A 15951-nucleotide genomic window follows, 5' to 3' on the forward strand; every position below is an offset into this window, starting at 1 on the left:
GTCTCCTACTTTTAATTAAATGTTTATCGTTGCCCTATTTTTACATCGCCAAAAATTACCTGTGCTTCACGAGGCAAACAACGCCAATAGCGTTCGTTTGCATTTACAGTGCCACCTAATGCTGCCGCAGCCTCCCAGGCCCAGCGTGGCTTATAGAGAAATGCTCTTGCTAAAGCAATTAAATCAGCATCACCGGCCTGCAAAATATCTTCTGCTTGCTGAGGATCGGTAATCAAACCGACAGTCATGGTTGGCAAACCGGACTGTTCTTTGACAATCTTTGCAAAAGGTACTTGATAGTTTGGTCCAATCGCAATTTTCTGCTTGGGCGAAATGCCCCCAGAAGAAATATGAACAAAATCACAGCCCAAAGGTTTGAGTTGTTTTGCGAAATCTGCTGTCTCTTGCGGAGTCCAGCCGCCTTCTATCCAGTCGCTCGCTGATATTCGAATACCAAGCACGCCTTGGTAGGCCGCTCTTACAGCAGCAAAGAGCTCTAGAGGAAAGCGAATTCGGTTTTCAAAAGATCCGCCATATTCATCGGTACGTTGATTAGCAATGGGAGATAAAAATTGGTGTAACAAATAACCATGAGCCCCGTGCAGTTCAATGCCATCAACTCCTATGCGATCTGCACGTTTCGCGGATGCAACGAAATCATCAATCAATTTCTGGAGATCACTCTTTGTTAGCTCATGAGGGTGGCGTTCGCCATCTAACTGAGGAATTGCTGAAGGCGCCAATGTTTCCCAGCCGCCATTATCTTTAGAGAGTAATTGACCGCCATTCCATGGGGTGGCGCTAGATGCTTTGCGACCAGCATGAGCTAGCTGAATGAAAACCGGTGTAGCTGGAGCTAACACTCGCGCACGACTTAATTTATCTTTAAGTGCAGCCTCCGTACGGTCATCCCAAAGACCCAAACAGGCCGGAGTAATCCTTGCCTCAGGACTTACGCCTGTAGCCTCAATAATGAATAATGCGGCACCACTATTCAGTAGGTTGGCCCAGTGCATGAGATGCCAATCGGTTGCCTCACCATTAACGGCCGAATATTGGCACATTGGAGCGACAACAATGCGATTAGCTAGCTTCAGAGGTCCTCTAGGAGAATTTAGCGTGTAATTGGAAAATAAAAGACTCATGGGATGCCTTAAAAAGCTCAAAAATAGGTCAAAAAATACGAAAATTGCCGTAAAGCGATAGAATACTTAAAAAGCAGAATATACGAGACAGCGAAGTCGTGCAGGCATCTTTATGCCAAGCGCCTTTTTTACCCAAAACCCTATTAATACTCACTGTAAGAGATTATGAACGCACCTCAAGCCTTTGAATCAAAAGAAGATATTGGCCATTTTGTTGGCGGCAATGTAGTTAATCCAAAAGATGGACGTTTTGCTGATGTTTACAACCCGACCAAAGGGTCTGTAGCGCGTCGTGTTGCCCTCGCCAGCCGCAAAGAAGTAGATGATGCGGTCGCTGTAGCTCAAAAAGCATTTGAGACATGGAGTCAGACTAGTCCACTTCGTCGTTCACGCATTATGTTCAAGTATTTAGAGCTTTTGAATGCCAATCGAGATGAATTGGCCGCCATCATTACAGCAGAACATGGGAAAGTGTTTACTGATGCCCAAGGTGAAGTGACTCGTGGTATTGAGATCGTAGAATTTGCTACCGGCATCCCAGAATTGCTGAAAGGTGATTACACAGAACAGGTTTCTACTGATATCGACAACTGGGTCATGCGTCAGCCATTGGGTGTAGTTGCTGGTATCACCCCATTCAACTTCCCCGTCATGGTTCCAATGTGGATGTTCCCTATGGCGATTGCCTGTGGCAACACCTTCATTTTGAAGCCTAGCCCTACTGACCCATCTGCCTCTGTGTTCATGGCAAAGCTTCTCAAAGAAGCTGGTCTTCCTGATGGCGTATTTAATGTGGTGCAAGGCGATAAAGAAGCGGTTGATGCCTTAATTGAGAACCCAGACGTTAAAGCGGTTAGCTTTGTAGGCTCGACCCCTATTGCCAATTACATCTACGAGCGTTGCGCTCACTTCGGTAAGCGTTCCCAGGCATTAGGCGGTGCTAAGAACCACATGGTCATCATGCCGGATGCTGATATTGATAAAGCAATTGATGCCCTGGTTGGTGCTGCTTATGGCTCTGCAGGTGAGAGATGCATGGCGATTTCTGTAGCGGTATTGGTAGGCGATGTGGCGGAAAAAATCATGCCGAAACTTATCGAGCGCACCAAAACCTTGAAGGTTAAGAATGGCATGGAACTCGATGCAGAAATGGGTCCTATTGTGACCAAAGCAGCCCTAGAGCGCATTACTGGCTATATTGATAGTGGCGTAGCTTCAGGCGCAAAACTCCTTGTGGATGGCCGCGGTCTCAAAGTTCCTGGCAATGAAAATGGTTTCTTTATCGGTGGCACCCTTTTTGATAACGTCACCCCAGATATGAAGATTTACTTAGAAGAAATCTTCGGACCGGTTTTATCTTGCTTACGTGTTGCCAACTTTACAGAAGCCCTGAATTTAGTGAACTCCTGTGAGTTTGGTAATGGTGTTGCTTGCTTTACGAGCGATGGCAATATTGCCCGTGAATTTGCCCGTCGTGTTCAGGTAGGCATGGTTGGTATCAACGTACCTATTCCGGTGCCGATGGCATGGCACGGTTTTGGGGGTTGGAAGAAGTCGATCTTTGGCGATATGCATGCATACGGCAAAGAAGGCGTTCGTTTCTATACCAAGCAAAAGAGTGTGATGCAGCGTTGGCCTGAAAGCATAGCCAAAGGTGCAGAGTTTGTAATGCCGACCTCCAAGTAATCTCTGAGGTAGAAAGCAAAAAAGCGATCTTCGGATCGCTTTTTTATTTGTCGTACCTAACTATGGAAATTACTGCAGCGTGTTTTTTAGCGCAGGAATCATGGGCATCGATAAAACATCAATGCCCTCTTCTCTTAAGGCATCAGCTTCATCCAGGGTAGTTTGCCCACGAATACTTCTCTCTGGAGACTCTTTGTAATGAATCTTTCTTGCCTCATCAGCAAAGGAATCACCCACATCCTCAGAACGCCCCATGAGTTCGCGCATACCTTTTAAAAAAGCAGCCTGAACTTGTGCCTCAAGTTGGGAATGATCTCTTCCGGTTAGAGCAACAACGCCCCCGCTGACATTTTCAGATTCAGTCTTAGGGAGAGTTAAATCAGTAGAGGATGATTTACCGATATGGGGTGCCGAAGGCATCCGAGTGATATCAGTACTTTCACATACTGGACACGCAAGCATGCCTTTATCTTGCTGCGCAAGACAATCCTCCTCAGACGCAAACCATCCTTCGAAGTGATGGTCTAGCGGGCAAGCTAAGTTATAAACTTTCATAAAACGTATATAGGGTCAAAAACGATAAATTCAATACCCCTATTTTAATCGGGTTTGATTAATGCCTATGAGATAGGCTTTGGGCTTACCAAGCCACGACGATAGCGATCCAACCAATAAGCTGAAATAGTCGTTTTTACGTCGGTTATCTCACCATCCTCAACCCATGCCAGAAGTTGATCCAAGGAGGCTGCAAACACGTCTAGAAACTCTTCCTCATCCAGATGGCTTTTGCCTGGAACTAAGTCCTCAGCTAAATAAATATCAATGAATTCGGTTGAATACGAAATCACCGGATGAATACGACGAATATAGCTCCATTTTTTAGCGGTATACCCCGTCTCTTCTTCAAGCTCTCGTTGGGCGCAGATCAAATGATCTTCGCTAGGATCCAGCTTTCCAGCAGGAATTTCCAAGCAGGCTTTAGCAATTGGATAGCGATACTGTCTTTCCATCAACACTCGACCATCATCCAAGAGGGCGACGATTGCAACAGCCCCGGGGTGTGTTAAATATTCACGCACCGCCTCTTCGCCGTCTGGAAGGGATACCTTGTCCCTCTTCATATTTAAGAAAATGCCGCCGTATATATCTTCACCAGAAATACGCTCTTCACGTAAATGGGCATCACCTATCGGAAGATCTTTAAATGATTTTTCAGTCATGGCTAGAGTTCATTAAATTATGTAAGTTGATTAAAACATCTTATAAAAATAAGATGTCATTTTGAAGGCTGGAAAACAATAAAGGCCCCTTTCGGAGCCTTTATTTAAGGAGTCAATCTGATTAGGACCCAAGCAATGTTCGGCGCATGGCATCCAGACATAGGCTCATTAAGCCTGCAGGAACAATACCGAAAGCCAATACCAAAATACTATTCAGACCCAGGATGCCCTTGGCAAAGCCAGAACCGGAAATGGAAATCTCATGCGCTGGTTCATCAAAGTACATTACCTTAACTACTCTCAAGTAATAAAAAGCACCGATCAACGAGGCAATCACAGCGATTACTGCTAGGAATGTATGTTCAGCATCAACCAAGGCTTCTAAAACACCTAACTTCGCCGCGAAACCTACTGTAGGCGGAATGCCCGCCAAGGAGAACATCATGACAAGGCCAATAAAGGCAAACCAAGGATGTTTCTTATTGAGGCCCTTTAGTCCGTCTAAGGTTTCACAATCGTAACCCTTGCGCGACAAAGCCATCAGCAAACCGAAGGTACCAAGCGTTGTTAAAACATAGGTGATAGCGTAGAACATGGCAGCACTGAACGCATGATCATCAAATACCGACAACATACCCAAGAGTACGAAGCCCATCTGTGCAATTGCAGAATAAGCCAACATGCGCTTGATGTTGGTTTGGGCAATCGCTGTTACGTTACCGACTACAAGAGATAAGACTGCTAGCAAGACCAACATTGGCTGCCAGTCACCCAATAAAGGCAACAAGGTGTTTACTAATAAACGGAATAACAAAGCAAAGGCAGCTAGCTTAGGGGCAGCTGCAATCATCAAAGTGACAGCAGTTGGAGCACCCTGGTAAACGTCCGGCACCCACATATGAAATGGCACAACACCCAACTTAAATGCCAGACCAGCAACAATAAATACCAAGCCAAATGCCATTACCAAATGATTGATACGTGGATCAGCAACCACCTTGAAGATCTCGATTAGGTCAAGAGATCCAGTAACGCCGTAGAGCATTGACATGCCGTAAAGCAAGAAGCCTGAAGCCAATGCACCTAGAATGAAATATTTGATACCGGCCTCAACACTCTTCTCGCTCGTGTGGCGCATTGCTACCAAAGCATAGGTAGGCAAAGCCATAAGCTCCAAGCCAAGATAGAGAGTCAATAAATTCGCGCCAGAGATCAATACAAATTGACCTAGCAAGGCAAGCAAAGCCAAAACAATAAAGTCTGGACGGAATAAAGCGCGATCCATTAAGTATTGCTTGGAATAAATCAAACTGACTAATACAGCGATGCATGAGCAAGCTTTAAGCAGGTTCGAGAATGGGTCAGACTGAAATAAGCCATTCATTGCGACTAGCGCAGGATCACCCATGCGGCCAATAAAAGCAAAAACAAGATATACCAAGAGAATGATGGTGAAGAAATACACAAAGCCAACTCCGCGTGGAGTATGGAAAATGTCCTGCTCTACACCAGGAGTAGATATCACTTTCTCACGAACATAAACACTAGCAACTAACAATAAACAGGTAGCTACGAGTAAAACAAGTTCCGGCAGGATGGCGTATAGATCGAATGCTTGCATTTGTACTTACTCAGAGTTTGCTAACAGCAACATGCTGTAGCAGATTAATTACGGCTGGATGAATAATTTCGGTAAATGGTTTTGGATAAACACCCATACCAATAACGCAGATAGACAGAACCGCCATTAAGAAATATTCACGAGCGTTGAGATCTTTAAGTTCTTCAACGTGGGCATTATTAATCGTGCCGAAAAATACGCGCTTTACCATCCATAGGGAATAAGCAGCGCCTAAAATTAAGGCCGTTGCAGCCAATACGCCGATCGTAAAGTCGTAGTCAACAGCAGCCAAAATCACCATGAACTCACCCACGAAACCGGAGGTGGCTGGTAAGCCGCAGTTCGCCATTGCCATTAACACAGCAAAAGCAGTAAATGCCGGCATACGATGTACAACGCCACCGTAATCGGCGATTTGACGAGTATGCATACGGTCATAGAGCACGCCAATGGATAAGAACATTGCGCCTGCTACAAAGCCGTGAGAAATCATTTGAACAATACCACCCTCAATGCCCAAAGGACTAAAGAGGAAGAAGCCTAAAGTCACAAAACCCATATGCGCTACAGATGAATAGGCCACCAGCTTTTTCATATCCTTTTGCACCAAAGCTACGGCGCCAACATAGATTACTGCAACCAATGACAAGAAGATGACAAATGGCCCCAAATACTGGCTCGCGTCAGGAGCGATAGGCAATGAGAAACGTAGGAATCCATAGGCGCCAAGCTTCAACATAATTGCCGCCAACACTACTGAGCCGCCAGTAGGCGCTTCAACGTGCACATCTGGCAACCAGGTATGCAATGGCCACATTGGCACTTTTACAGCAAACGCCATGAAGAATGCAGCGAACAACAGAATTTGCTCAACGATATCTAAGCGCGCATTTTGCCAAGCCAAGATATCAAAGGTATTAGTCACGTTGTACAAGTACAGCATGGCAATCAAAGTGAGCAAAGAGCCGAGTAATGTGTACAAGAAGAATTTGAATGCCGCATAAATACGGTTATGGCCACCCCACACACCAATAATGATGTACATCGGGATCAATGTTGCTTCAAAGAACACATAGAACAACAAGGCATCAAGAGCACAAAATACGCCAATCATTAATCCAGAAAGAATCATGAAGGAAGCCATATATTGCGATACCTTGGTATCAATCACTTCCCAAGCTGCAATCACCACAATGATGTTAATAAATGCAGTGAGAACAATGAACCATACGGAAATACCATCAATCCCCAAGTGGTAATTAATATCGTATCGCGGGATCCAGCTGAGTTTTTCAACAAACTGCATGCCGGGATTGGCGATGTCAAAATTAATTAACAATGGGAGTGTTGCGATAAAACCGAGAACCGCACCAACCAGGGATAACCAGCGTACACCTGCAGATGGCTTCTCAGACCCATAAAACAAAATAATGAGTCCAAAAACAATCGGGGTCCAGATGGCGTAAGAAAGAATCATAGTGGCTACTTAAGTAACAAAGGCCTAGCGAACAAAAGGCAGGTAAGCATACAAAACCCAGGCCAACAATACCGCCAAGCCCGCAATCATTGCGAAGGCGTAGTGATAAAGATAACCGGATTGCAAATGACGGATAACACCAGCAAAGCGCCCTACTGCATGCGCACTGCCATTAACAAAGAAACCATCGATAACCTTCTGGTCTCCACGATGCCACAAGAAGCTACCGATCCAAATAAGACCCTTAGCAAATACAGCTTGGTTTATTTCATCGAGGTAATACTTGTTATCAAACAATTTCTTGATCGGTGCAAATGCTTCGGCAACTTTTCCTGGTAGTTTAGGAGCCCACAAATAACCAATAGCAGCAGTCAGCACACCTAGCACTACCAATAGCAATACTGGAGATGTGAAAGCATGAATAGCCATCGCAATCGGACCATGGAATTCATCTTCCAACTCTTTCATTACTGGATGACGAGCTATATCAATAAAGATGGAGTCGCCAAAGAAAGTTCCAAATAACAATGGAGAAATTGTGTAGAAGCCAATGATTACAGAAGGAATCGCCAACAGAATCAAAGGCAAGGTCACAACAAATGGAGATTCATGTGGCTTCTGGCCTGGCGCTAAACCATGGTGAGCATGATCATCGCCCTGCTCTGCATGATCGTGGTGGTGATCGTGTGCATGTGCATCATCATGACCCCAACGTGCTTTACCGTGGAAGACATAGAAATACAAACGGAATGAATACAAGGCCGTTACAAAGACGCTTGCCATAACAGCAAAGTAAGCAAATCCTGAGCCAGGAATATGGCTGGCTGCTACCGCTTCAATAATGGAGTCTTTTGAGTAGAAGCCAGAGAAAAATGGTGTACCTACAAGAGCTAGGTTACCCAGCAGCATCATCAGGCAAGTTATTGGCATGTATTTCCAGAGACCGCCCATCTTACGCATGTCTTGTTCATGATGCATACCAAGAATCACGCTACCAGCAGCAAGGAACAATAAAGCCTTAAAGAATGCATGAGTCATCAGATGGAAGATGGCAACCGGATAAGCAGAAACACCCAGTGCTACTGTCATATAACCCAACTGGGACAAAGTTGAATAAGCAACTACGCGCTTGATGTCGTTTTGCACAATACCAAGGAAGCCCATAAAGAGCGCTGTGATGGAACCAATCACCAAGATGAAACTTAATGCGGCATCAGACAACTCAAACAATGGAGACATACGTGACACCATGAAGATGCCGGCAGTAACCATCGTTGCCGCATGAATCAAAGCAGAGATCGGTGTTGGACCTTCCATCGAATCAGGCAGCCAAACATGCAATGGGAACTGAGCCGATTTACCCATTGCGCCAATAAACAAGCAAATACAGGCCACAGTCATCAAGTTCCAGTTAGTTCCTGGCAGTGTTTGAGCGGCTAATGCTGAGTTCTGGGAAAAAATGACGTCATATTGCATTGATCCAGTACTGGCCAGCAAAATACCAATACCTAAGATGAAGCCAAAGTCACCTACACGATTTACCAAGAAAGCCTTCATATTGGCAAATACAGCTGACTGGCGCTCAAAGTAGAAACCAATCAATAGATAGGAAACTACGCCTACTGCCTCCCAACCAAAGAAGAGCTGCAAGAGGTTATTACTCATTACCAACATCAACATGGCAAAGGTAAATAAAGAAATATAGGAGAAGAAACGGTTGTAACCCTCTTCACCATGCATATAACCAATGGTATAGATATGCACCATGAGCGACACAAAAGTCACTACGCACATCATCGTTGCAGTTAATGGATCAATGAGAAAACCAATATCTAAATTGAGCTCACCTAACTGCATCCAGCGGTATACGGTGCCATTGAAATAGAAGCCATCCATCACTTGCACTAAAACATTGCAAGACAGAACAAAAGCAATCGTCACACCCAAGATTGTTACAAACTGACTTGCGCCATGACCAATTTTGTTGCCACCAAGTTTTGTGCCAAAGAAACCAGCAATAATGGAGCCAACTAATGGCGCCAAAGGAATTGCGCAGAGTACAGGAATATTTAAGGTCAATTGCATGACTAGCCTTTAAGGTGGTCAAGATCTTCGGCATTAATGGTGTCAACCTTACGGAAGAGCACAACCAAAATTGCCAAGCCGATAGCCGCTTCAGCGGCTGCCACTGTCAAAATGAAGAATACGAATACTTGACCTGCCATATCACCCAGGTAATGCGAGAAGGCAACAAAGTTCATGTTCACTGCAAGAAGCATCAATTCGATTGCCATCAGCAATACGATCACATTCTTACGATTTAAGAAAATTCCAATAACGCTAGTTGCAAACAAAATTGCACTAAGCACTAAGTAATGAGCGAGGGTAATAGTCATTTCTTTTCCCCTCTTGTGTCTTGTTTTGCTGCCATATCAGAACCCATTTTCACCACACGCATACGATCTGCAGCAACAACGTTTACTTGTTCGTGAATATTCTGCGACTTTGAGTCCTTGCGATTGCGCAAAGTTAACGCAACAGCAGCAATAATTGCAACCAATAAGATTACGCCTGCAACTTCAAACGCGTATACGTAATCAACGAAGATCAACATACCCAGAGCTTGCGTATTATTTGCCATCATTTCTTCTGGCATCGGCTGTACCGGAGCATTCGTGCCGATGAAGCTACGAATAATCACAATAGACAGCTCCAAAACAATCACCGCACCCATTAAGAATGCAACCGGTAGATACTTTTTGAAATCACGGCGCAGATGCTCTAAATCTAAGTCCAGCATCATAACCACGAAAAGGAATAGGACCATTACAGCGCCAACATAGACCAGAATCAAAGCTAGACTTAAGAACTCTGCTTTAAGCAACATCCATAGTCCCGATGCGCAGAAGAAAGCCAGCACTAAGAACAATGCAGCATGAACTGGGTTGCGAGCGGTGATAACGCGCAATGCGGATATCACCAAGAGGCCTGCAAAGCCGTAAAAGAAAGCAGCAAATAAAGTAGAGGGATCGAATGTCATATTAGTTCAGCTCGATTCGATTAACGGTAAGGTGCATCAGCTGCACGGTTAGCTGCGATATCTTTTTCATATTTATCGCCAACAGCTAGAAGCATGTCTTTAGTGAAATACAGATCGCCACGCTTATCACCGAAATATTCAAAGATATTGGTTTCCACGATGGCGTCCACTGGACAAGCCTCTTCGCAAAAGCCGCAGAAAATACATTTAGTGAGGTCGATGTCATAACGACTAGTACGACGAGTACCATCATCGCGTTCAGCTGTTTCGATGGTAATTGCATAAGCCGGACAAACGGCTTCACATAACTTGCAGCCGATGCAACGCTCTTCACCATTCTCGTAACGACGAAGTGCATGTAAGCCACGGAAGCGACTTGATAAAGGCGTCTTCTCTTCAGGGTATTGAACGGTAATCTTAGGCTTAAACAAATAACGACCAGTAATAGACATACCAGTCAAAATGTCTTTAAGCATCAAGCTATCGAGGAATTGGGAAATTTTCTTAAACATGATTGGTCAACTTATTTCCAAATATTCCATGGAGATACTACCCATGCGCCGATGACAACCACCCAGAATACCGAGATGGGAATAAAAATCTTCCAACCCAAACGCATAATTTGGTCATAGCGATAGCGCGGCAATGTTGCACGCAACCAAATGACACAAGATAAGAGGAAGAAGGTTTTACCAAATAACCAGAAAAAGCCTGGGATATCACGCAAGATTGGTAAGTCAACAATAGGCAGCCAACCGCCTAAGAACATGATGGATGCAACAGCAGCAATCAAAATCATGTTCGCATACTCAGCCAAGAAGAACATGGCAAAAGACATGCCTGAATACTCAACCATGTGACCAGCAACAATCTCTGACTCACCCTCAACCACGTCAAACGGGTGACGATTAGTTTCAGCTACGCCGGAGATAAAGTAAATCAGGAACATCGGGAGCAATGGCAACCAATTCCATGACAAGAAATTAAGACCCATATCGGCAAAGAAGCCCTGCTCTTGTGAAGCCACAATCGTGCTGAGATTTAATGATCCTGAAGTAAGCAATACAGTAACCAAGGCAAAACCCATGGCAATCTCGTAAGAAATCATCTGGGCTGATGCACGCATTGCACCAAGGAATGGGTATTTAGAGTTAGATGACCAACCAGCGAGGATCACACCATATACACCAATGGAAGAAATCGCCATGATGTAGAGAAGACCGGCATTAACGTCTGCCAACACCATCTTCGCCTGAAACGGGATTACTGCCCAAGCTGCAAAAGCAGGCATGATCACCATGATTGGCGCTATGAAGTAAAGGACCTTACTTGCTTGCGCAGGAGCAATAATCTCTTTCATCAAGAGCTTTAGAGCATCGGCGATTGGTTGTAGAAGCCCTAGAGGACCTACGCGATTTGGCCCAAGACGAATATGCATCCAGCCAATCAGCTTTCTTTCCCAAAGGGTTAAGTAAGCTACACAACCAAACATTGGCAACACAATAATGACGATACGCACCAAAGCCCAAACCAATGGCCACAAAGAACCAAAAATGGCTTCACCTTGCGTGGTAACGAGGTTCAAGAAATTATCCATCTCTGACCTTATGCCTTACTAACAGTTACAGGGCCAAACATGGAACCCAATTTCGCACTAGCCATAGTGCCGGCAGAAATTCTGACAGCACCTGGCGCTAGATTTACTTCGAGTGTTGCTGGCATATCAACAGATTGAGACCCTTGAGTAACGCGCACAGCATCACCCTCTTTAAGTCCTAATTCAGCAAATATATTTTTATTCAAGCCCGCTTGATTGCCACGCTTCGCATCGCGTGTTAATTGCAATGCTGGTGACCGACGAACAATTTGATCGCCGGCGTAAATGTTGACATCAGCCACTCGCTCAAGACCATTTGCTGGAGCCGTATTTCCATTAGCAATGGAAGTGGCTGAAGTTTTATTATTCAGGCGAGTGCAATAACCCTCATCCAAAGCCTCACCTAAAACTTCTTCAGGGGCATTAAATAAGAAGCCATCTAAGCCCAATAGACCACCCAGAACACGGAGCACCTTCCAGGCTGGACGTGAATCACCCAAAGGTTTCACGGATGGTTGAATTGTTTGAGCTCTTCCCTCTAGATTCACAAAGGTAGAAACTGTCTCTGTAAATACCGAAATTGGCAGAATGACATCAGCCACCTCTAGCAAATCTGCACTCTTGTAGGCGCTCAATGCAATCACGGTATGGGCCTTTGCTAAAGCAGCGCGAGCGGCAGCTGGATTAGGTAAATCTGCATCAGGCTCGATATTCATCAAGATCACTGCACGGCGATCACCGGAAAGCAATGAGTCTACGCCCACACCATTTGCATTTACCAAGGATGCGCCAACTGCATTTCCACCCACAGGTAAAAAGCCTAAGGCAGCACCCGTTTGTTCAGCAATAAATTGTGAAATGACATGCAGATCAGAGGCATGTTGATGCGCAATGGCAGCAGAACCTAGCAATATGGAAGTGGTCTCGCCTGAGAGCAAGCCATCGGCGATCTTCTGTGCCGCAGGAGTTACTGAAATGTTTGGAGTGCCAGATGGTGCGCTGACTGATTTTGCTTTAGCTACTGCTTGAGCTACTTCACTTAATGCATTTATCCAAGCGCTTGGAGCTGCAGAAATCCCGCTACTAGAGATTAACCAATCATCACCACCGGCATCAATACGCATTACATGTAAGCCACGTTTACTTGCGGTACGAATACGAGCAGCCAACACGGGCTGATCTTTACGCAAGAAACTACCAATCACCAATAAACGATCTAATTCATTTATTTTCGCAACAGGCATGCCGAGCCATGGAGCTGCAGCCGCAGAATTTACATCTGTTTGACGTAAGCGTGTTTCAACATGCTTAGAACCTAAACCGCGTACCATTTTTTGCAAGAGATGCAATTCCTCAGTGCTTGAAATTGGATGCGCTAAAGCGCCAATAGACTCTGGACCACTTTCTGCTGAAATTGTTTTCAGAGAATGGGCTACATAATCTAATGCTGATTGCCAATCTGTTTCCAGCCACTGACCGCCTTGCTTCACCATCGGTGTCGTTACACGGTCAGCACTATTTAAACCTTCATAGGAGAAGCGATCACGATCGCTAATCCAGCATTCGTTAATTGCTTCATTTTCGAGAGCAACTACCCGCATCACCTTGTTAGCTTTTGTTTGAACAGTAGTGTTCGCACCTAAGCTGTCATGCGGACTTACGGAACGCTTACGACCTAATTCCCAGGTACGGGCTGCATAGCGGAATGGCTTGCTGGTTAATGCGCCAACTGGACACAAATCAATCATGTTTCCAGATAGTTCTGAATCTACCGTTTGACCAACAAAGGTAGTGATCTCTGAATGCTCACCACGGTTAACCATACCTAATTCCATGACGCCGGCAACTTCTTGTCCGAAGCGCACGCAACGTGTGCAGTGGATACAACGTGTCATCTCTTGCATAGAGATCAACGGACCTACATTCTTATGGAATACAACACGCTTCTCTTCGTCGTAGCGTGAGTTTGACTTGCCGTAACCAACAGCCAAGTCTTGTAATTGACATTCGCCACCCTGGTCGCAAATTGGGCAATCTAACGGGTGATTAATTAAGAGAAACTCCATTACGGAGCGTTGTGCCTCAACTGCTTTAGCAGAATGGGTAAATACCTTCATGCCTTGTGTTACTGGTGTTGCACAAGCAGGCAAAGGTTTAGGCGCCTTCTCTACTTCGACTAAACACATGCGACAGTTAGCAGCAATGGATAACTTCTTGTGATAGCAGAAGTGAGGAACGTAGGTGCCGAGCTTGTTCGCGGCGTGCATCACCATCGAACCTTGCGGAACTTCTACTGCCTTACCATCTAATTCAATTTCTACCATGCTCACTTTTAGATATCCCGTGCTCTAAATCTTTATAAAGGTTTCGCAGAATCTAAGCAGCGCTTATGTTCTACGTGATACGCAAATTCATCCATGTAATGCTTCAACATACCGCGTACTGGCATCGCTGCTGCATCACCTAAAGCGCAAATCGTACGTCCCTGAATATTGGCTGCAACGTCATTGAGCAAATCCAAATCCTCTGGACGTCCTTCGCCATGTTCAATACGGTGAACAATGCGCCATAACCAACCAGTACCTTCACGACATGGGGTGCACTGACCACATGATTCTTCGTGATAGAAGTACGACAAGCGCTCCAATGCGCGAACCATACAACGTGTTTCATTCATCACAATTACAGCGCCTGAGCCCAACATAGAGCCCGCTTTTGCGATGCTGTCGTAATCCATTGTCAGATCCATCATCTGCGCCCCAGGAATTACTGGAGCAGAAGATCCACCAGGAATCACTGCCTTCAAAGCCTTGCCATCACGCATACCGCCAGCTAGCTTCAAAAGTTCTGCAAAAGGAGTGCCTAGTGGAATTTCGTAATTGCCCGGATGAACAACGTCACCAGAAACTGAATAAATCTTTGTTCCGCCGTTATTTGGTTTACCAAGATCTAAATAGGCCTGACCACCAATTGCCAAGATGAATGGCACTGCTGCAAATGTTTCAGTGTTATTGATCGTAGTTGGTTTGCCATACAAACCAAAGCTAGCTGGGAACGGTGGCTTAAAGCGTGGCTGACCTTTTTTACCTTCCAATGACTCAAGCAAGGCTGTCTCTTCACCACAAATATAAGCACCCCAACCTGGCGAAGCATGTAACTGGAAAGAGAAATCACTACCTAAAATTTTGTCACCTAAGTACCCAGCAGCGCGAGCCTCTTCCAAGGCTTCTTCAAAGCGGGAATACACTTCCCAGATTTCGCCGTGGATATAGTTGTAGCCAGTGGTAATACCCATGGTGTAAGCACCAATGATCATGCCTTCGATCAACGCATGTGGGTTGTAACGCATGATGTCACGGTCTTTAAAAGTACCCGGCTCACCTTCGTCACTATTACAAACTAAATATTTTTGCCCTGGGAATTGGCGTGGCATAAAGCTCCACTTCAAACCCGTTGGGAAGCCTGCACCACCACGACCACGTAGTGATGACGCTTTTAATTCAGCAATGATGGAGTCCGGGGCAACTTTGTCGTTAATAAGACGACGAAGCTGTTGATAGCCACCGCGACTTTCGTAATCTTTTAAACGCCAATTGTCACCATTTAATCCGGCAAGGATCAAAGGCTTAATGTGACGATCGTGCAAGCTGGTCATGCTGCTTTCCCTTCTGCACGTAATTCATTTAACAATGCATCAATCTTTTCTTTGCTCATGAAGCTGCACATACGCTTGTCATTCACCAACATAACCGGTGAATCGCCACAAGCTCCCATACACTCACCCTCTTTCAGAGTAAATGTGCCACATGGAGTCGTTTCGTTGTAGCCAATACCAAGCGTTTCTTTTAAATACGTTGCAGCTGTTTCACCATGAGTTAATTGGCAAGGCAAATTTGTACAAATCACTAATTTATACTTGCCAATTTTTTTAGTGTTGTACATGTTGTAGAAAGTAGCTACTTCATCTACAGCAATAGTCGGCATTTCTAAAATTTGCGCAATGGTTTCGATCACTTCAGGCGAAACCCAACCCACCTCAGTTTGGGCAGCAATTAAGCAAGCCATCACAGCAGATTGTTTGTGCTCTGGTGGATACTTGGCGATATTGCGATGAATATCAGCCATTGTTTTATCAGACAGTTGAAGAGTCGTAGTCATTAAATAT

Annotated in this window: 14 protein-coding genes; 1 reads left to right on the forward strand and 13 read right to left on the reverse strand. The window is 45.0% G+C overall.

The window, feature by feature from the left end; translation table 11 throughout:
* Positions 1-23: 23 nt before the first annotated feature.
* Positions 24-1145 carry an NADH:flavin oxidoreductase/NADH oxidase gene (locus AOC20_RS05040; RefSeq protein WP_215358957.1) on the reverse strand — a complete coding sequence of 374 codons (1122 nt, stop codon included), beginning with the start codon at positions 1143-1145 and terminating at the stop codon, positions 24-26.
* 165 nt (positions 1146-1310) lie between these two features.
* Here AOC20_RS05040 and AOC20_RS05045 point away from each other — a divergent pair, with 165 nt between their 5' ends.
* Positions 1311-2831, forward strand: a complete 1521-nt coding sequence (locus AOC20_RS05045) for a CoA-acylating methylmalonate-semialdehyde dehydrogenase (RefSeq protein ID WP_215358958.1) — start codon at positions 1311-1313, stop codon at positions 2829-2831.
* Between the two features lie 69 nt (positions 2832-2900).
* Here AOC20_RS05045 and AOC20_RS05050 read toward each other — a convergent pair whose 3' ends face one another.
* The 12 genes from AOC20_RS05050 to nuoE all read right to left on the reverse strand — a co-directional run bounded on the left by AOC20_RS05050 (position 2901) and on the right by nuoE (position 15944).
* Positions 2901-3386 (reverse strand): DUF1178 family protein, encoded by a 486-nt coding sequence (locus tag AOC20_RS05050; protein ID WP_215358960.1) that lies wholly within the window; start codon positions 3384-3386, stop codon positions 2901-2903.
* Between the two features lie 65 nt (positions 3387-3451).
* Positions 3452-4051: an NUDIX domain-containing protein gene (locus AOC20_RS05055; RefSeq protein ID WP_215358962.1), complete on the reverse strand. Its 600-nt coding sequence runs from the start codon at positions 4049-4051 to the stop codon at positions 3452-3454.
* Between the two features lie 121 nt (positions 4052-4172).
* On the reverse strand, positions 4173-5672 hold the full coding sequence (gene nuoN / locus AOC20_RS05060; RefSeq protein ID WP_215358964.1) for an NADH-quinone oxidoreductase subunit NuoN: 1500 nt from the start codon (positions 5670-5672) through the stop codon (positions 4173-4175).
* A gap of 10 nt (positions 5673-5682) precedes the next feature.
* Entirely contained in the window at positions 5683-7149 is a 1467-nt protein-coding gene (locus AOC20_RS05065) for an NADH-quinone oxidoreductase subunit M (RefSeq protein WP_215358966.1), read from the reverse strand.
* Positions 7150-7173: 24 nt separating this feature from the next.
* Entirely contained in the window at positions 7174-9234 is a 2061-nt protein-coding gene (gene nuoL, locus AOC20_RS05070; protein WP_215358968.1) for an NADH-quinone oxidoreductase subunit L, read from the reverse strand.
* Positions 9235-9236: 2 nt separating this feature from the next.
* Positions 9237-9545: an NADH-quinone oxidoreductase subunit NuoK gene (gene nuoK / locus AOC20_RS05075; protein WP_215358970.1), complete on the reverse strand. Its 309-nt coding sequence runs from the start codon at positions 9543-9545 to the stop codon at positions 9237-9239.
* Positions 9542-10189, reverse strand: a complete 648-nt coding sequence (locus AOC20_RS05080) for an NADH-quinone oxidoreductase subunit J (protein WP_215358972.1) — start codon at positions 10187-10189, stop codon at positions 9542-9544. The genes nuoK and AOC20_RS05080 overlap by 4 nt, the downstream gene beginning before the upstream one ends.
* Before the next feature lie 20 nt (positions 10190-10209).
* A complete protein-coding gene (gene nuoI, locus AOC20_RS05085) occupies positions 10210-10701 on the reverse strand; it encodes an NADH-quinone oxidoreductase subunit NuoI (RefSeq protein ID WP_215358974.1) in 492 nt (163 codons plus the stop codon).
* An 11-nt stretch (positions 10702-10712) separates the two neighbouring features.
* On the reverse strand, positions 10713-11786 hold the full coding sequence (nuoH, locus tag AOC20_RS05090; RefSeq protein WP_215358976.1) for an NADH-quinone oxidoreductase subunit NuoH: 1074 nt from the start codon (positions 11784-11786) through the stop codon (positions 10713-10715).
* A gap of 8 nt (positions 11787-11794) precedes the next feature.
* Positions 11795-14110 carry an NADH-quinone oxidoreductase subunit NuoG gene (gene nuoG / locus AOC20_RS05095; RefSeq protein WP_215362203.1) on the reverse strand — a complete coding sequence of 772 codons (2316 nt, stop codon included), beginning with the start codon at positions 14108-14110 and terminating at the stop codon, positions 11795-11797.
* Between the two features lie 32 nt (positions 14111-14142).
* Positions 14143-15441, reverse strand: coding sequence for an NADH-quinone oxidoreductase subunit NuoF (nuoF, locus tag AOC20_RS05100; protein WP_215358979.1), 1299 nt, complete (start codon positions 15439-15441; stop codon positions 14143-14145).
* Positions 15438-15944: an NADH-quinone oxidoreductase subunit NuoE gene (gene nuoE, locus AOC20_RS05105; RefSeq protein WP_215358982.1), complete on the reverse strand. Its 507-nt coding sequence runs from the start codon at positions 15942-15944 to the stop codon at positions 15438-15440. Before nuoE ends, nuoF begins: the two co-directional genes overlap by 4 nt.
* Positions 15945-15951 lie beyond the last annotated feature (7 nt).

Origin of the sequence: Polynucleobacter ibericus (assembly GCF_018687955.1) — a bacterium.
Taxonomy (GTDB): Bacteria; Pseudomonadota; Gammaproteobacteria; order Burkholderiales; family Burkholderiaceae; genus Polynucleobacter; species Polynucleobacter ibericus.

Excerpts from the sequence above, each read along its gene's own strand:
- AOC20_RS05040 (WP_215358957.1), bottom strand. The coding sequence starts at position 1,145 with ATGAGTCTTTTATTTTCCAATTACACGCTAAATTCTCCTAGAGGACCT.
- AOC20_RS05045 (WP_215358958.1), top strand. The coding sequence starts at position 1,311 with ATGAACGCACCTCAAGCCTTTGAATCAAAAGAAGATATTGGCCATTTT.
- AOC20_RS05050 (WP_215358960.1), bottom strand. The coding sequence starts at position 3,386 with ATGAAAGTTTATAACTTAGCTTGCCCGCTAGACCATCACTTCGAAGGA.
- AOC20_RS05055 (WP_215358962.1), bottom strand. The coding sequence starts at position 4,051 with ATGACTGAAAAATCATTTAAAGATCTTCCGATAGGTGATGCCCATTTA.
- nuoN (WP_215358964.1), bottom strand. The coding sequence starts at position 5,672 with ATGCAAGCATTCGATCTATACGCCATCCTGCCGGAACTTGTTTTACTC.
- AOC20_RS05065 (WP_215358966.1), bottom strand. The coding sequence starts at position 7,149 with ATGATTCTTTCTTACGCCATCTGGACCCCGATTGTTTTTGGACTCATT.
- nuoL (WP_215358968.1), bottom strand. The coding sequence starts at position 9,234 with ATGCAATTGACCTTAAATATTCCTGTACTCTGCGCAATTCCTTTGGCG.
- nuoK (WP_215358970.1), bottom strand. The coding sequence starts at position 9,545 with ATGACTATTACCCTCGCTCATTACTTAGTGCTTAGTGCAATTTTGTTT.
- AOC20_RS05080 (WP_215358972.1), bottom strand. The coding sequence starts at position 10,189 with ATGACATTCGATCCCTCTACTTTATTTGCTGCTTTCTTTTACGGCTTT.
- nuoI (WP_215358974.1), bottom strand. The coding sequence starts at position 10,701 with ATGTTTAAGAAAATTTCCCAATTCCTCGATAGCTTGATGCTTAAAGAC.
- nuoH (WP_215358976.1), bottom strand. The coding sequence starts at position 11,786 with ATGGATAATTTCTTGAACCTCGTTACCACGCAAGGTGAAGCCATTTTT.
- nuoG (WP_215362203.1), bottom strand. The coding sequence starts at position 14,110 with ATGGTAGAAATTGAATTAGATGGTAAGGCAGTAGAAGTTCCGCAAGGT.
- nuoF (WP_215358979.1), bottom strand. The coding sequence starts at position 15,441 with ATGACCAGCTTGCACGATCGTCACATTAAGCCTTTGATCCTTGCCGGA.
- nuoE (WP_215358982.1), bottom strand. The coding sequence starts at position 15,944 with ATGACTACGACTCTTCAACTGTCTGATAAAACAATGGCTGATATTCAT.